Source organism: Sphaerimonospora thailandensis (assembly GCF_016863115.1).
In the GTDB taxonomy this organism is placed as follows: domain Bacteria; phylum Actinomycetota; class Actinomycetes; order Streptosporangiales; family Streptosporangiaceae; genus Sphaerimonospora; species Sphaerimonospora cavernae.
In genome coordinates, this window is the sequence record NZ_BOOG01000008.1 from 113998 (window position 1) to 129396 (window position 15399).

General features: G+C 69.8%; 14 protein-coding genes. 5 read left to right on the top strand and 9 right to left on the bottom strand.

The genetic code is table 11. The features are described 5' to 3' along the window. Positions 1–15: 15 nt before the first annotated feature. Positions 16–1164: an exo-beta-N-acetylmuramidase NamZ family protein gene (locus Mth01_RS03670; RefSeq protein WP_204011209.1), complete on the bottom strand. Its 1149-nt coding sequence runs from the start codon at positions 1162–1164 to the stop codon at positions 16–18. A 46-nt stretch (positions 1165–1210) separates the two neighbouring features. Between Mth01_RS03670 and murQ the strand changes: the two genes are divergently transcribed. Both murQ and Mth01_RS03680 read left to right on the top strand, forming a co-directional pair. Beyond that, positions 1211–2137, top strand: coding sequence for an N-acetylmuramic acid 6-phosphate etherase (gene murQ, locus Mth01_RS03675; RefSeq protein WP_204011220.1), 927 nt, complete (start codon positions 1211–1213; stop codon positions 2135–2137). Further along, positions 2130–3203 carry a serine hydrolase domain-containing protein gene (locus Mth01_RS03680; protein ID WP_204011223.1) on the top strand — a complete coding sequence of 358 codons (1074 nt, stop codon included), beginning with the start codon at positions 2130–2132 and terminating at the stop codon, positions 3201–3203. Before murQ ends, Mth01_RS03680 begins: the two co-directional genes overlap by 8 nt. A 254-nt stretch (positions 3204–3457) precedes the next feature. Here Mth01_RS03680 and Mth01_RS03685 read toward each other — a convergent pair whose 3' ends face one another. From Mth01_RS03685 to Mth01_RS03700, 5 genes are all read right to left on the bottom strand, one after another. Next, positions 3458–3748, bottom strand: a complete 291-nt coding sequence (locus tag Mth01_RS03685; RefSeq protein WP_204011226.1) for a DUF2218 domain-containing protein — start codon at positions 3746–3748, stop codon at positions 3458–3460. Positions 3749–3898: 150 nt separating this feature from the next. Continuing rightward, on the bottom strand, positions 3899–5857 hold the full coding sequence (locus tag Mth01_RS03690; RefSeq protein ID WP_204011227.1) for a Xaa-Pro dipeptidyl-peptidase: 1959 nt from the start codon (positions 5855–5857) through the stop codon (positions 3899–3901). A gap of 213 nt (positions 5858–6070) precedes the next feature. Continuing rightward, entirely contained in the window at positions 6071–6505 is a 435-nt protein-coding gene (locus Mth01_RS03695) for an SPW repeat protein (RefSeq protein WP_204011228.1), read from the bottom strand. A gap of 280 nt (positions 6506–6785) precedes the next feature. Next, a complete protein-coding gene (locus tag Mth01_RS30085) occupies positions 6786–6911 on the bottom strand; it encodes a hypothetical protein (protein ID WP_275408883.1) in 126 nt (41 codons plus the stop codon). A 273-nt stretch (positions 6912–7184) separates the two neighbouring features. Then, positions 7185–7757: a hypothetical protein gene (locus Mth01_RS03700; protein WP_204011229.1), complete on the bottom strand. Its 573-nt coding sequence runs from the start codon at positions 7755–7757 to the stop codon at positions 7185–7187. Positions 7758–8013: 256 nt separating this feature from the next. Here Mth01_RS03700 and Mth01_RS03705 point away from each other — a divergent pair, with 256 nt between their 5' ends. Then, on the top strand, positions 8014–8784 hold the full coding sequence (locus tag Mth01_RS03705; RefSeq protein WP_239089327.1) for a sporulation protein: 771 nt from the start codon (positions 8014–8016) through the stop codon (positions 8782–8784). A 71-nt stretch (positions 8785–8855) separates the two neighbouring features. On the opposite strand, the gene Mth01_RS03710 is transcribed toward Mth01_RS03705, so the two are convergent. After that, positions 8856–9893: an ROK family protein gene (locus tag Mth01_RS03710; RefSeq protein ID WP_204011230.1), complete on the bottom strand. Its 1038-nt coding sequence runs from the start codon at positions 9891–9893 to the stop codon at positions 8856–8858. 199 nt (positions 9894–10092) lie between these two features. On the opposite strand from Mth01_RS03710, the gene Mth01_RS03715 reads away from it, so the two are divergent. Then, positions 10093–10509, top strand: a complete 417-nt coding sequence (locus Mth01_RS03715) for a CBS domain-containing protein (protein WP_204011231.1) — start codon at positions 10093–10095, stop codon at positions 10507–10509. Positions 10510–10728: 219 nt separating this feature from the next. Then, positions 10729–11316 carry a hemerythrin domain-containing protein gene (locus Mth01_RS03720; protein WP_239089328.1) on the top strand — a complete coding sequence of 196 codons (588 nt, stop codon included), beginning with the start codon at positions 10729–10731 and terminating at the stop codon, positions 11314–11316. Between the two features lie 70 nt (positions 11317–11386). Here Mth01_RS03720 and Mth01_RS03725 read toward each other — a convergent pair whose 3' ends face one another. Together Mth01_RS03725 and Mth01_RS03730 are read right to left on the bottom strand one after the other, a co-directional pair. After that, positions 11387–12586, bottom strand: a complete 1200-nt coding sequence (locus Mth01_RS03725; RefSeq protein ID WP_204011232.1) for a hypothetical protein — start codon at positions 12584–12586, stop codon at positions 11387–11389. A 319-nt stretch (positions 12587–12905) separates the two neighbouring features. Next, positions 12906–15305, bottom strand: a complete 2400-nt coding sequence (locus Mth01_RS03730; RefSeq protein WP_204011234.1) for a Tex family protein — start codon at positions 15303–15305, stop codon at positions 12906–12908. Positions 15306–15399 lie beyond the last annotated feature (94 nt).

Sequence of the window (15399 nt, forward strand, 5' to 3'; positions counted from 1 at the left end):
CGAAAAGCCGTGACGCTACACGTACAGCTGCTCGGCGTGATCACCTGGTCGTCCGGGGGAGCCGCACAGGTCGCGCGGATCCCGTCCGGAGGCCAGGGCCAGGCGCAGGGAGTCGGAACCCCACAGCAGGTCAAGGAACGGCTCGCAGGCGAAGTCGCCGGAGTAGAGCGCGCGCAGCACGTACAGCATGGACACGCCCGTGAACACGGGCCGCAGCGCCGTCCGGTCGGTGACGTGCAGTTGGACGCCGCGCACCGGCGTCCCCGCGTGCTTGCCGAAGACCGGGGCGAACCACGTGTCGCGAAATCGGACACCCGGCAGGCCGAGCGCGTCGAGATCCTCGGCGAACCGCCCGTCCACGTACGGGGCGCCGATCAGCTCGAACGGCCGGGTGGTGCCGCGGCCCTCCGACACGTTCGTCCCCTCGAACAGGCCGGTGCCGGGATAGACCAGCGCGGTGTCCAGCGTCGGCATGTTCACCGAGGGCATCACCCACGGCAGCCCGGTCTCGTCGAAGTACCGCTCGCGACGCCAGCCCAGCAGGGGGACCACGTCCAGCTCGGCGCCGATCTCGCGGTTGACGAACCGGGCGATCTCCCCGGTGGTGAGGCCGTGCCGTACGGGGAGGGGGGCACGGCCGACGAAGCTCGCGAAGGCGGGGTCGAGCGGCGGGCCCTCGCACACCGCACCCCCGACGGGGTTCGGGCGGTCGAGCACGGTGAAGGGCAGCCCGAGGCGGGCCGCCGTGCCCATCAGGTCGTACATCGTCCATACGTAGGTGTAGAAGCGGGCGCCGACGTCGCTCACGTCGAACACGAGCACATCCACCCCGGCCGATGCCACCAGCTCGTCGAGTGCCCCGCCCGTCCGCAGGTAGGTCTCGAACACCGGCAGCCCCGTGGCGGGATCGGTCGCCGGGCCGCCCCCTCTATCACCCCCTCCTTCGTCTTCGCTTTCGCCGGAGCCCGCCTGGCCGGTGCCGCGCAGCCCGTGCTCGGGGCTGAACAGCGCGGTCACCCGGAAACCCGAACGCAGCAGCGCTGTTGCCGACGGGGTGAGATCGGGCAGGACTCCGGTGGGGTTGGTGACGAGCCCGACCCGCGTCCGCTCGCCACGGGGGCGGCCTGCGACCAGTTGCTCCAGGCCGGTACGAACGCCAGTCATCTGAACAGTCATCTGAACAGAGCTCTCCGAATCCGAGGTCATCATCATGACGGAACCAACGACGGAACCAACGACGGAAACACTCGCAGCTCTCGCCACCGAACAGAGCGATCCCCGCTACAGCGGGATCGACACGCTGCCCACGCAGGACATCGCCCGGCTCATGAACACGGCCGACGCCACCGTGCCGGCCGCGGTGGGCCGTGCCGTACCGGCGATCTCCGCCGCGATCGACGGCGTCGCCGAACGCATGGCACGCGGCGGCCGGCTGTTCTACGTCGGCGCCGGGACCTCGGGGCGGATCGCGGTGCTCGACGCCTCGGAATGCCCGCCGACCTTCGGCACCGATCCCGAACTGGTGCAGGGCATCATCGCGGGCGGCGAGGCCGCGCTGATGCGGGCCGTGGAGGGAGCCGAGGATGACGCGCGGGCAGGCGCCGCGGTGATCCGGGACCGGGGCGTCGGTCCGCTCGACTCGGTCGTCGGGATCTCGGCGAGCGGACGCGCGCCGTACGTCGTGGCGGCCGTACAGGAGGCCCGCCGCCTCGGTGCGCTGACAGTGGGCCTGGCCTGCAACGCGGGGGCTCCGCTCGCCGACGCGGCCGAGCACGCCATCGAGGTGATCGTCGGGCCCGAGGTGGTCACCGGATCGACCCGGCTGAAGGCCGGCACGGCCCAGAAGCTGGTCCTCAACATGATCTCCACGATCACGATGATCAGGTCCGGCCGGACGTACGGCAACTACATGATCGACGTGGTGGCGACCAACGCCAAGCTCGTCGACCGGGCCGCACGCATCGTCGCCGATATCACCGGCGCCGGCGTTCCCGCCGCCCGCGAGGCACTGGAGGACGCGGGACGCGACGTGAAGACCGCGGTGGTGATGATCAAGTGTGGGCTGGGCCGCGACGACGCCCGGGCGCTGCTCGCGGCGCACGGCGACCGGCTGGCGACAGCCCTGGGCAATGCTTGAGGACGTCCTGCGGGCCGCGGTGCCCGAGGTCGCGTCGGCAGCGGTCGCCATGATCGCCGTGGGTGGGCGGACGGCGGCGGCCTGCGCGGTCGGTGAGGCGGTCCGCTACGCCGACGCCTCCGAGCGGGTGCTGGCGGACCGGCCGCCGGTCACGCTCGGCTCCGTCTTCGACATCGCCTCGATCACCAAGCCGTTCACCACGCTGGTGCTGCTGTCACTGGCCGCTGACGGGCGGGTGGGCCTGGACGAACCGGTCGCCACATGGCTGCCGAGGCATTACGGCGGCCGCCCGGAGATCACCCTCCGGCACCTGCTCACCCACACCTCGGGCCTGCCGGCGGGCCGCCGGGTGGAGAAGGAGCCCGCCCGGCTCCGCTGGGAACTCGTGCTGTCCACGCCCGCCGAGCGGCCGCCCGGGGCGCATCTCTACTCGGACGTCGGGATGATCACCGCCGGGCGGGTAGCCGAGATCGCCGGGGCAGCGCCGCTGGACGTCCTCGTCCGGGAGCGGATCACCGGTCCGCTCGGACTCACCGACACCCTCTACCACCCCGGTCCGTCGCTGCTGCCCAGGATCGTCGCCACCGAGTGCAAGACCGGGCGGGGGAGCGGCTGCGTCAGGGGACAGGTGCACGACGAGACCGCGTACGCGCTCGGCGGTGTCACCGGCCATGCCGGGCTGTTCTCGACCGCCGACGACCTGCTGCGGTTCGGCGAGGCGCTGCGGACCGGGGGCGCCGGGGCGGTGCCACCGGCCGCGATCGTCGAGATGATCCGCGACCAGGGCGTGGGCCCCGACACCGACGCCGACACCGACGCCCCCGGCCACCGGCAGGGGCTGGGCTATCGGCAGGGGCTTGGCGTCAGGATCGGCGACCCCGCGATCGTCGGACCGCTGACCGGCGCCTTCGGCCACTCCGGCTTCACCGGAACGTCGCTGGTCGTCGACCCTGTGCGTCGTCTCACCGTCGTGCTGCTCACCAACAATGTCCACCCGGTCCGGGGACGGCCCGGCATCCGGGAGTTGCGCACCGCCGTGGCCGCCGAAGCCCTCCGGCTCACCTAACCCCCCCTCCGGGTTGACGGGATGGGGGGAGGGCTTCCCTGCCGGGTGGGGCGGTCCAGTCGACCAGGGGGCCGGCCGGGATGATCCGTGCTGGGTTGATTCGCGGGTGCGTGCCGTAGTAGTGGCGTTTGATGTGGTCGAAGTCGGTCGTGCCGCCGAACGCCGGATTTCGGTAGAGATCGCGAGCGTAGGCCCACAGGTTCGGGTAGTCCACCAGGCGGCGGATGATGAGCCGAGGCTACCTCGCCGGACTGTCAGGAGTCCTTCTGCCAGGTCACGGCCAGTTCGTTGCGCTGGCCGAACCGCTCGAGGTGGCGGCCGACCACGTCCTCCACGACGGCGAGGGACGCGGCGTCCTCCGCGTCGGCCCGCATGACGAGCCGCTCCGGCTCCGGGGTCAGCACCGCATCGCCCTTGGCGAAGACCAGCCGCCGGACCCCGTCCGGCAGCTCCTCGACCTCGATCTTCCGGCCCAGGTGGGAAGCGAGCTGCTTCGCGTATCGCTCGGCGGCGTCGGTGACGACGAAAGCAGTGGAGCTGGGCAAGGGACCCCCATCTGTCGGCATTTCGGCCAGACATATCCGTCTAACTGGTACGACTGAATCCGACCGTACGCCATGTTCGGGGATTTGTCCTGTTGGCTGACCGGGAACCGGCCGCCAGGCGCTCCTGGCAGCCGGCTCCGTCCTGCTGCGTCAGTCGGCGATGGCGGCGGCGAACGTGCCGGCGCCGCCGACGAAGGGCAGCGTGACCGTGCTCTTCGTCGTGTCCAGGCGCAGCCTCGCGCCGGGAGCCGGCCGGATCGTGTACTCGTAGTCGCTCGACAGCAGCACAATGCCGATCCGGTGCCCTGCCGCGAACACGTAGTCGTGCGGCTGCATGTCGAGGTCGAGACGGTACGGCGTGCCCGGCTTGACCGGCTCGGTCCGCGATATCGACTTGCGGTTCTGCGGGTCCGTCCAGCCCCTGGTGACGATCTTCGCCTTGCCGTTCTGGTCGTAGTCGACGAGCAGCGCCGTGACGTTCGCCGCCGGCTGGCCGAAGGACATCCGCAGCGACAGTCGCGGCGTGCCGCTGAGCCGTACCGGGCCGGTCAGCGTCCCCGACTTGTAGGCCAGACGGTTCGGTGAGGTCGCGGCGTCGGCGAGGGCCTGCGCCCGCTTCGACGCGTCGTCGACGATCGTCTCGGTCACCGGGCGGCCCCGGCGCGTCCTGCCGAGGGTGAGCCCGCCGGCTGCGCCGTTCGCACCGGGCGCCAGGTTGAGCGTGGTGGCCGCGCTCGCCGGGTCGGGCCACTCGGCGTACTCGACCAGCCTGCGGTCCTCACGCTGGACCAGCGCCCGCGGGTCGTTCTCCACGCCGTTCTCCTGACCCCACAGGTAACGGGTGAACCAGCGGTTCAGCACGTCGAGGCTGGGGGAGCCGCCGTGCCCGCCCTGGTGCAGGTAGATCTTGTGCGGGACCCCGCGCTCCTTGAGCGCCCCGTACCACTGCGCGGCGTGCTTGGTCTTGACGTTCCAGTCGTTGAGCCCGTGTGCCACCAGAACGGCGGCGTGGACGTTGCCGACGTCGTTCATGTAGTTGCGCTCGTCCCAGAAGGCGCTGTAGTCGCCGGTGACCCGGTCCTGTTCCTGCGCGAGCCGCTCGATGAGGCTGCGGCAGATCTGCTTGTCCGAGCGGGTGTAGACGTACTCGGCGAGCACGTCGGCGTCCTCGCCCTGGTAGCCGCCCGGGGCGACCACGGCGCCGTTCGCCCGGTAGTAGTCGTACCAGTTGGAGATCGCCGAGATCGGCACGATCGCCTCGAGCCCTTCGACGCCGGTGCTCGCGACCGCGTTCGGCAGGGTGCCGTTGTACGACGTGCCGATCATGCCGACCTTGCCGGTCGTCCAGGTCGGGTTCACCTCCCGGCCGGCCGCGTCGTACGCCCTGGCGCGGCCGTTCAGCCAGTCGACGACGGCCTTCGCGCCGAGGGTCTCGTTGCGCCCCCCGGTGGTCGGGCAGCCGTCGGACCTGCCGCTGCCCAGGGACTCGGCGTGGACCACCGCGAAACCGCGCGGCAGCCAGTTGGCCTCGTGGCTGGTGCTGATGATCGGTTGCGGCCCGGTGCCCGCGGCGGCCATCTCGTCAGCGGCCGCCTCGTCAGCGGTCGCGGCGGCCAGGCGCTCGTCCTTGGCCGGGTCGGTGGTCTTGCCGCCCCGGTTCAGCCAGCCCTTGCCCGGGCGCCGCGCCTGGTGGAGCTCGTGATCGACGTTGTGGTTGGTGACCGGGTTGCCGCCGGCGTAGTAGGGGCTGACCTCGTACACAACGGGGGACTTCAGGCCCGCGGTCTCGGTCTCCCGGAGCCGGGTGACCTCGGCGTGCACCCGGTCGTTACGACCATCCCCGTCGCTGTCGACCGGGACCTCGATCCACACCTCCTCGCGGATCCAGTCGGCCCGGTTCGACGAGAACACCGGCTGGGCCATGCCGTTCGAGAAGACCGGCCCGATCGGGCCGTCGGCGGCCGCCCCGGCGGGGGCGAGGGGGGCGGCAAGCCCGCTGAGGGTCGTCGCGGCGGCGAGACCCAGCGCGGCGGCGGCTCGACGGGCAGGTCTCCCGCGACGGGACTCGGTCAGGTCGGCAAGGGGCGTCCGCGGGCGCGGCAAAGGCATCGGCGGTCCTTCCTCAAGAAATCGGCCCGATTCAGGAGCCGTCTCAGGGTGGACTCGATGCTAGGGACACGTGTACGAAAAGTCTTCGTACACGTGTCCTGTCTCGTTAAGCGAGAATTCCTACGATTGTCGCGAGATGCGACTCTGTAGAAGCGGCACCTTCCGCAGCGCCGGGATCGCCGCCTCGTTAGGCAGATGGGTGAGTGTCGCCGTTCAGTGCTCGGGGGGAGCGTGGAATCCGGCGGGCCGGCCGCGCCCGATCATGCTGAAACGCACGGTCGTCAGGCCGAGAGCCAGGAGAATCGCGCCGGTGACGACGTTGTTCGCGATCGTCCCCGCGGTGTTCGTCCCTCCTCGGATCACCCATGGCGCGATGATGGTCCACAGCCCGAGCACGGGCGCTATCCAGGAGATGCCGTGGGTGCGGCCGAACGCCGAGCTGTAGCAGAGCGCCAGCACCGCGATCGCGAGACCCGTGACCAGGTTGTTGACGGCGATCGGGCGGTTCTGGAATCCGACGACCCAGGGTGAGAGCGCGAGGTACAGCCCGCTCAACAGGGTGAGGCCGTCGGTCAGCTGTGCCGCGGGGTTCGCGCCCGCGGCCTCGTACCGCGCACGTAGCTCCAGGATGTCGGGATGTGTCCCCATGTCGGCGCTGTACGGCATATGTCGCACCACCCTCCCGAGATATGGACTTGTAGTCAGGTTACTCCTGGTTCGTCCCTTCTTCCCGGTTTGGGGGTTTCTGATTAGAAAGGAGAGCGCAACCCGGCGTACCTCAGCGGTCGCCGGGTTCAAGGGGGCGACGGATGAACCGGATGAAGGGGAGAGTGAGGGACGCCGGCGACGGGAGGCGTTCCTGTCCGAATGGCCTTTCTCCTGGTGCTGTGTGGCTTGGGGCGGGGGCGCCGCGATCCGGGAAGGCGGTTCAGACCGCCGGGGCGAAGTTGATCCGGAAGCTGGACGTCGCCAGAGCCTGGACGAGTCGCATGATCAGTGCTTCCAGGAGCATCAGAGCCGCCTTGGCGAGAACGGCGGCGATGAAGTCAGTCATGAGACACCTTATCGGGACGAAGCAACGTGCTATGGCAGCATGACGCATAAACCTCGCATGTAGGCGTAAAAGAGGTTACCGTGCGGTGAACAGCGCATGACCAGACGGAGACCTACCGCCGTGCATCGCGTCCCGGTGCGGCGGGGAAGCCATCGGTGCGGACGTGGTCGCCCTCCCCGCCGCCGGTCGGTGCGCGCTTCATCCGGCAAGACCCGGGAACGCGCGGATGGACCAGACAAACCGAAGCGGCCTGGTCCATCTGAGGCTGGTGCCTTACTTGCCGGTGGTCCTGGTACGCCCTGTCGTCGACGCCGGCTTGGTCTTCGGCTCGGCCTTCGCCGACGCCTGCTGAGCCGCCCGTGCGGCGGCTTCCCTGACCGCCTGCTCGCCTGCGGCCGACGGGCTCGGGGTAGCGGCGGCGCCCGGAGTGGAGACAGGTGTGGCGCGGGTTTCGTGACGTGGCGCACGCAGCGGAGACCACCGCTGCTCCTGCGCACGGGTCCGCTGCGCGATCATCGTTCCGGCGCCGATCGCGGCCGCCACCGGCCAGTCGATCAGTCCGAGCACCGCCAGCGCACCGAGCCCGCCGTAATATGCGAGCCGCTCGGGTGGCGGAAGGAACGTCCGGGCGATGTCCACGGCCTGGCCCACGTCGTGGCGGCTCACATGCGGCAGTCCGATGTGCGGGAGGTGCAGTTCCGGCGGCCGTACCTGGATGCGCACGAACGGCAGGTTCAGATTGAACTGACGGCCGGGCTCCTCCGCCGCCGCGGGAGTCGTGGTCGCGGCGGACGTGCCGCGAGACGTCTGGGTCGCCGCCTGGGGCGTCGTCTGGGTCACGGTCATGCTTCCTCCCCCGTATCGCCAAGGCTCCGATGGCGGGTCGGGGCCGACCGACCCGTGAGGCCCACAGCGCAAAATGACCTTTCTATCCTCCACCGCCGCTGCTTGGGTTGCTCGTGGCAATAACGGTTATTTGCCCACTTTTGCAGATACTGTTTCGCCTCCGTGCCTCATGGACCGTCCCCGGCGAGGCGGGAACTCCGGTCCCGCGTGGCGCGTTCTCGGCGGTAAGGAATCAGAACCACGTGAGGAGTGATCGGTGTTCCGCAGGCTGATGGCCGCCTTCGGCGCCGGAGTCGAGGTCGACACGGTGCTGCACGCCCCGCAGGTCCGGCCGGGGGAGACCCTGCGAGGGGAGGTGCGCTTCCGTGGCGGTTCTGACGACCACAAGGTCGACGGGATCACCATCGACTTCACCGCGGTGGTGGAGGTCGAGCGTGGTGACGGCGAGCACCACGCGACCTACGTTTTCCAGCGCGCGCAGGTCAGCGGACCGTTCGAGCTGCGGGCCGGTGAGTCCCGATCGCTCCCGTTCGCGATCCCCGTGCCCTGGGAGACGCCGATCAGCGCGATCGGGGACCGTCCCCTGCCCGGCATGCGGCTCGGTGTGGCGACAGAGCTGGCTCTCGCCGGCGCACTCGATAAGGGCGATCTCGACCCGCTGTTCGTCCAGCCGCTGCCCGCACAGGAGCACCTGCTTCACGCGCTGGATCGCATGGGCTTCGGCTTCAAACGCACCGATCTCGAGCGCGGCACGCTCAGGGGGTCGACCATGCCCTTCTACCAGGAGATCGAATACTACGCCGGCCCGGAGTGGCGCCGTCACTTCAACGAGCTCGAGCTGACCTTCATCGCCGGGCCGTCGTCCATGGAGGTCATCCTCGAAGCCGACAGACGGGGCGGCTTGCTGACGTCCGGGCATGACGTCTACAACCGCTTCCACGTTCGGTACGGTGACCATCCGGCGGCCGCCGAGCACGCGCTGCGCGACGGCCTGTCGGCCATGGCACGCCACCGCGGCTGGTTCTAGCGACAAGCGCTCAGTGGCAACCCGCCTAGGGAACGCGCCTCGCGGCACGCTCGCGGCTCAGCAGGTGACGATCAGCGTGTTGTGATCTCGGAGATCTCGGCGAGGGCGGCGAGAGCCGCGCCGCGCGCCCCCGCCATGTCGCGATCCTCCACCAGCGCCACGGTGGCCACCTGACGCTGCTCGTCCCGCAGCAGGGTGTGCTCGCGGACCTTGCCGAGGAACCACTCCCGGAAGTGCGGCGCGGCCTCCACCACGCCGCCGCCCAGGAAGTACGCACCGGGGTCGGTGAAGTTGGCCGCGATCGTGAACAGCCGTCCGATGGCCATCGCCTGCTGCTCGAAGACCTTGAGCGCGAGCGGGTCGCCGTTCTCGCCGTACCCGCGTAGCAGCTTGGCCGCCTTGCCGATCGGCTCGACCCGGGCGAGCTCGTGGTCGGGGAACCGGGTGAGCCAGAACGGCAGCAGGCTCTTCTCGATCCCCGTCAGCGAGGCGACACTCTCGGCGTCACCCGTGAAGCCGCAGTTGCAGGCGGGGATCGGCTGTCCTTCCTCCAGTAAGCCCTGCATCGGGATGTGGACGTGGCCGAGTTCGCCGGCCATCCCGGCGGCCCCCTTGACCACGCGCCCGGCCTCGATGACGCCGCCGCCGAGACCCGTACCGACGATGGCCGACACCGACGCGTGGCGCCAGGCGTCGGGGCCGAAGTGGACATGGTGGGCGTACAGGGCGGCGGCGTTGCCGTCGTTGTTGTACACGACCGGCAGGCCGAGCCGATGCTCCAGCGCTCCCCGGAAGTCGAAGCCGTACCACCCGGGGTCGAGGAAGTTGGTCGCGCCCTTCGTGGAGATCACTCCGTCGGCGCTGGCCGGGCCGGGTGTGTCCAGACCGACCGCGCGGACTCGGGACCTCGCGACGCCGGTGAGCTCCAGCACGTTGTCAAGGGCGTGGAGGAGCCGGCCGACCGCGACCTCGGGGCCCTGCCGCACCAGGCTGGGCGTCTCGACCATGCGGTCCACGAGGAAGGCGCCCGAGGCGTCGAGGACCGTGGCGTTGTTGCTGGTGCCGCCGTTGTCGAGGCCGACGACGACCCAGGACCCGGGATCTGCCATGGGGATCCTTCCTCTGTCCGATCGTGTCCAGAGCGAAGACTACGAGAGTTCGGCCGCAGGAGCACCAGCGGGCGACCCCGCGCGGGAGGCCGCCTCATGTCACGGCGGGTGCCGCCGGGAGGAACTTCCTCACCCGGACGTGTGTCCTCGGCGTGGAGGGTATGGAGATTAGTTCTTCACCAAGGACAGGAGGTTTCCGATGGCACAGACCGTGGCGGACGTGATGACGGCCAATCCGGCGACGGTGGAGGCGAATGACACGGTGTCGACCGCCGCCCGGCTCATGCGCGAAAAGGACGCCGGTGGCATCGTCGTCACCGACGGCGGACATGTGCGCGGCATCATCACCGACCGTGACATAGCCATCCGCGTCATGGCCGACGGGAAAGGGCCGGACACCCCGGTGAGGGAGGCCAGCAGCGAGGAGCTCACGACGGTGTCTCCGGACGCCACCGTGGACGAGGTCGTCCGGCTCATGCGTGAGCGGGCCATCCGCCGGGTGCCGGTCGTACGGGACGACCAGGCCGTCGGCATCGTCAGCCTCGGGGATCTCGCGATGGAACGGGACTCCCGGTCGGCTCTGGGAGGCATCTCGGCCGCGCCGCCCAACCAGTGAAACCGACGCCACCGAACAGGAAACGGGCGGACCTCCGCCCGTTTTCGCTCCCCCTCTCCCCATGATCTTGCAGGCGTGATGCCGAACGCGGGAGGGTACGGATTCCACGGTGCCTGTTCGCGGGCCTGGTTCAGGTGCCTGATTCGCGGGCGCGCGGGGGCATCGCGGCCCGAATCGGGTTGGGTACGGGCATGGCGTCGGACCCGAAGGGAGAGTCCCATGACCGATGTACAACATCCGGTTCCTGAGCTGATGAGGGAGAACGACGTCGTCGATCTGCTCATTCATCAGCATTCGATGATCAGGGACATGCTCGACGAGGTGGCGAAGGCGCCGGAAGACGGGCGGGCGGAGGCGTTCCGGCGGCTGGTGCGGATGCTCGCGGTGCACGAGACGGCCGAGGAGGAGATCGTGCACCCCTACGCGCGGCGCAAGCTGGACGGCGGAAACGCGGTGGTCGCCGATCGTCTTGCGGAGGAACGCGAGGCCAAGCGGCTGGTCGTGGTGATGGACCGGAACGGGCCGCGGCATCCGGACTTCCTCGCCAACCTCGACATGCTGCGGGTCGCCGTGCTGGCGCACGCGCGCGCGGAGGAACGGTACGAGTTCCCGCGACTCCGGGCCCGCACCTCGGCGATGGAACGCCGGGCGATGGCGCTGGGCGTGCGGGCGGCGGAGGCGATGGCACCCACCCGTCCACGCCCCGGGGTGGAGTCGGCGATGCGGAACCTGCTGCTCGGACCGCCGGTAGCGATCATGGACAGGGCCCGCGACCTGATCGCGATGGCGGTCGGCAGGAAGGACTGACGGGCCGACGGCCACCGCTCGGCGGTACGGCCCACGCCCCGGGGCGTGGGCCGTACCGCCGGCGGGGTGCTCAATGGGTCCGCAGGCTGTACATCGGGTGGGCGCCCTCGGTCTCCAGGCGGTATTCCCGGCCGGACTTGGCGCGGTTCTCGTCGATGACGCGTTCGCTCGGCGGCTCCTGGTCTCCGTGGATCTGTTCCTGCCAGCGCTGGAAGCGCTCATGGGCCTCCTGGACGTACCCGGTGCCCAGCGTGGTGTAGTCGATCTGGGTGGCGATCACCTCGCGGATGTAGCTCTTGTTCGGCTCGAACCTCACCGGTGCGGGCAGCCGTGGGGCGAGGATCTCCTGCGGTTCCCGCCCGTCGTGCCGGCGCATCATGTCCGCCGCGATACGCAGGTGTTCGAGTTCCATGTTCAGATGCAGCTCCCAGATCGCCCGCACCTTCGGATCGGTCTCGGTCTCCATGAACGAGTGGTAGAGGTAGCACTCGTTGTACTCGTGGTTGACCAGTTGCTCCCACCACGTCTCGCCCGGATCCACCAGGGACTCGTAATGCGTGACGTGCTCCTCCTCGATCAGACTGATCTCCTGGTAGAGCTGCCGGGCGATCGGCTCCATGTACATCGGCCCGACGTTCATGTAGAAGTTCATCGTCTGCTGCTCGGCCGACATGATGGTCAGCGCGTGCAGTTTGGAGATCGGAGCGGCGGTGTTCCGGTCGTAGGGCTCGCGCACGTTGTCGACCGGGTGCCGCTGGTGCAGCCTGGTCGGCCGGGCCGGGATCACCTCGGTGAGCTGGTCGACGATCTTCTCGGCCTTCCGGTGCTCGATCATCTCGAACAGGTTGGCGTATCGATACAGGTGATCGAAGTCCTCCAGCAGCCCGAACTGGTAGGCCTGCTTGAGGTAGGGATCGGGTTCCATCCGGGCGACCCACGCGGTCAGGTCGGTCGCCACCTGCTCGTAGGCCAGCGTGGTCTCCAGCACCGAGGCCAGCCCCGGCAGCAGCCAGTTGACCACCCTCTGCTGCTGCGCTTCGATGAACCGCGTCTCTGCCAGCTGCTGCCTGTCCTCCAGGTCGGGGCAGTGCCGGGCGAGATGACGATTGAACATGATCGCTTCACTCTCGATGCCGTTCATCGTGATGATCCGGCACCGGGTGTACGGATCGGCGTGATCCGGGTCGATCGGGGTCACGTTCAGCTCGCGCCAGTTGCGCAGCTGACGGTCCAGAGGAATCCCCCGTTCCTCCAGCGGATTGAACGTCATCTCGCCTGCTCCTTCCCCCGATTCCGCTGAGCGTCGCGCAGGGCTTACCCAGCGGCGAAAGGACAGCAAACGTCCGCCTTCCATGCTCATGGCCGCAGCTGGTCAGGCTTTACGCCCGATGTCACCCCCCGTCGTCGTTGTCCGGGGCGTACATGGCAACGGCCGGCGAAGCCCGCGGGCGCGCGCCCAGGGCGCCCCCAGCGGTACGGCGTCACCGGCGGCACCGGCGGAACCAGCCGGTGCCGCCCGCAGGACACCGGCCCGCCCGCAGGACACCGGCCCGTCAGCGGGAGTCGGCCAGTCAGCAGGAGTCGGCCAGTCAGCGGGAGTCGGGGCCTGCGAGGCCGGCGCGGCGCAGGGCCTCGGCCATCGCGCCGCCCGCCGGGGCGCCGCCCGAACCGCGACCGCCCTGCCGCTGTCCCTGCTTCTGGCCGCCCTGTCGCTGTCCCTGGCCCTGTCTGCCCCGGCCCTGCTGCTGCGCGCTCCCGCCGGCGCCCGGACGACCCTTCGGGGAGTTCTGGGCGCTCGGCCCGTTCTGACCGTTTTGGCTGTTCTGACCTCGGCCGATGACCTCGTCGTCGAGGCGCAGGGTGAGTGAGATCCGCTTGCGCGGAATGTCGACGTCCAGCACCTTCACCCGCACGATGTCGCCGGGCTTGACCACGTCGCGCGGATCCTTGACGAACGAGTTCGACATCGCCGAAACGTGGACCAGGCCGTCCTGGTGCACGCCGACGTCGACGAAGGCGCCGAACGCGGCGACGTTGGTCACCACGCCCTCCAGCACCATCCCCGGGGTCAGATCGGCGAGCGTCTCCACGCCCTCCTTGAAGGTGGCGGTCTTGAAGGCCGGGCGGGGGTCGCGTCCCGGCTTCTCCAACTCCTTCAGGATGTCGGTGACGGTCGGCAGCCCGAAGGTGTCGTCGACGAAGTCGGCCGGCCTGAGCGAGCGGAGCACCGAGGCGTCGCCGATCAGGGCGCGAAGGTCGCCGGTCGTGGCGTCGAGGATGCGGCGGACCACCGGGTACGCCTCAGGATGCACGCTGGAGGCGTCCAGCGGGTCGTCGCCGCCGGGGATGCGCAGGAAGCCCGCGCACTGCTCGAACGCCTTCGGGCCGAGCCGGGGGACGTCCTTGAGGCCCTTACGCGACCGGAACGGTCCGTTCGCGTCCCGGTGGGCCACGATGTTCTCCGCCAGCGTGGCGCCGATGCCCGACACGCGGGTCAGCAGCGGGGCGGACGCGGTGTTCACGTCCACGCCGACGCCGTTCACGCAGTCCTCGACCACCGCGTCGAGCGAGCGCGACAGCTTCAGCTCGGACAGGTCGTGCTGGTACTGCCCCACGCCGATCGACTTGGGGTCGATCTTCACCAGCTCGGCCAGCGGGTCCTGGAGGCGGCGCGCGATCGAGACGGCCCCGCGCAGCGACACGTCGAGACCGGGCAGTTCCTGCGAGGCGTAGGCCGAGGCCGAGTACACCGAGGCGCCCGCCTCCGAGACGACGACCTTGGTGAGCTGCGGCATGTGCCGTACCAGCTCGCCGGCGAGCTTGTCGGTCTCCCGTGAGGCCGTGCCGTTGCCGATCGCGATCAAATCGACACTGTGCTCGGCGGCGAGCCGGGCGAGCACGGCCAGCGACTGGTCCCACTGCCGCTTCGGCTCATGGGGGTAGATGGTGTCGGTCGCGACCACCTTGCCGGTCGCGTCGACCACCGCGACCTTCACCCCGGTACGCAGCCCCGGGTCGAGGCCCATGGTCGCCCGGGTGCCGGCGGGCGCGGCCAGCAGCAGGTCGCGCAGGTTGGCGGCGAAGACGCGGACCGCCTCCTCCTCGGCGGCCTGCCACAGCCGGGTGCGCAGATCGATGCCGAGGTGCACGAGGATCCGGGTGCGCCAGGACCACCGGACGGTGTCGGCGAGCCAGCGGTCGGCGGGGCGGCCCCGATCCGAGACGCCGAACCGCTGGGCGATCCGCAGCTCGTAGTCGTTCGGCTCCTCGGCCTCGGGGTCGAGCGTGAGAGTGAGGACCTCCTCCTTCTCACCCCGGAACATCGCGAGGATCCGGTGGGACGGCAGCGACGTGAACGGCTCGGAGAAGTCGAAGTAGTCGGCGAACTTCGCCCCGGCCTCCTGCTTGTCCTCCCGCACCTGGGATACCAGCCTGCCGCGAGCCCACATCCGCTCGCGCAGATCGCCGATCAGGTCGGCGTCCTCGGCGAAGCGCTCGACCAGGATGGCCCTGGCCCCCTCCAGCGCCGCCGCCGCGTCTGCCACGCACTCTCCGACGAACGCCTCCGCCGTGGCATGCGGATCGAGCTCCGGCTGGGCCAGCAGCTTGTCGGCCAGCGGCTCCAGCCCCGCCTCCCGGGCGATCTGGGCCTTGGTGCGGCGCTTGGGCTTGAAGGGGAGATAGATGTCCTCCAGCCGGGCCTTCGAATCCGCCGCCATGATCTGCGCTTCCAGGGCGTCGTCGAGCTTGCCCTGGGAGCGGATGGAGTCGAGGATGGCCGCTCGCCGTTCCTCCAGCTCCCGCAGGTAGCGCAGCCGCTCTTCGAGCGTGCGCAGTTGCGCGTCGTCCAGCGTGCCCGTCGCCTCCTTGCGGTAACGGGCGATGAACGGCACCGTGGCCCCGCCGTCGAGCAGGTCGACGGCCGCGGTCACCTGGCTTTCGCGCACGCCGAGCTCCTCGGCGATCCGCTGCTGAATGGACGTCGTCACGATCCTGATCCGCCTTCACGTTGAGGTTCGGGGAAAGATTGTGCACGCTGCGCGCTCCGAGTGTCGCGCCCATCCCCTCAGTTGCTTCGATCAG

Coding starts and splice junctions, on each gene's coding strand:
- Mth01_RS03700 (WP_204011229.1), bottom strand. CDS start 7,757: ATGACCGTGACCCAGACGACGCCCCAGGCGGCGACCCAGACGTCTCGC.
- Mth01_RS03725 (WP_204011232.1), bottom strand. CDS start 12,586: ATGACGTTCAATCCGCTGGAGGAACGGGGGATTCCTCTGGACCGTCAG.
- Mth01_RS03680 (WP_204011223.1), top strand. CDS start 2,130: ATGCTTGAGGACGTCCTGCGGGCCGCGGTGCCCGAGGTCGCGTCGGCA.
- Mth01_RS03695 (WP_204011228.1), bottom strand. CDS start 6,505: ATGGGGACACATCCCGACATCCTGGAGCTACGTGCGCGGTACGAGGCC.
- Mth01_RS03720 (WP_239089328.1), top strand. CDS start 10,729: ATGACCGATGTACAACATCCGGTTCCTGAGCTGATGAGGGAGAACGAC.
- murQ (WP_204011220.1), top strand. CDS start 1,211: ATGACGGAACCAACGACGGAACCAACGACGGAAACACTCGCAGCTCTC.
- Mth01_RS03690 (WP_204011227.1), bottom strand. CDS start 5,857: ATGCCTTTGCCGCGCCCGCGGACGCCCCTTGCCGACCTGACCGAGTCC.
- Mth01_RS03670 (WP_204011209.1), bottom strand. CDS start 1,164: ATGACTGGCGTTCGTACCGGCCTGGAGCAACTGGTCGCAGGCCGCCCC.
- Mth01_RS03715 (WP_204011231.1), top strand. CDS start 10,093: ATGGCACAGACCGTGGCGGACGTGATGACGGCCAATCCGGCGACGGTG.
- Mth01_RS30085 (WP_275408883.1), bottom strand. CDS start 6,911: ATGACTGACTTCATCGCCGCCGTTCTCGCCAAGGCGGCTCTGATGCTC.
- Mth01_RS03710 (WP_204011230.1), bottom strand. CDS start 9,893: ATGGCAGATCCCGGGTCCTGGGTCGTCGTCGGCCTCGACAACGGCGGC.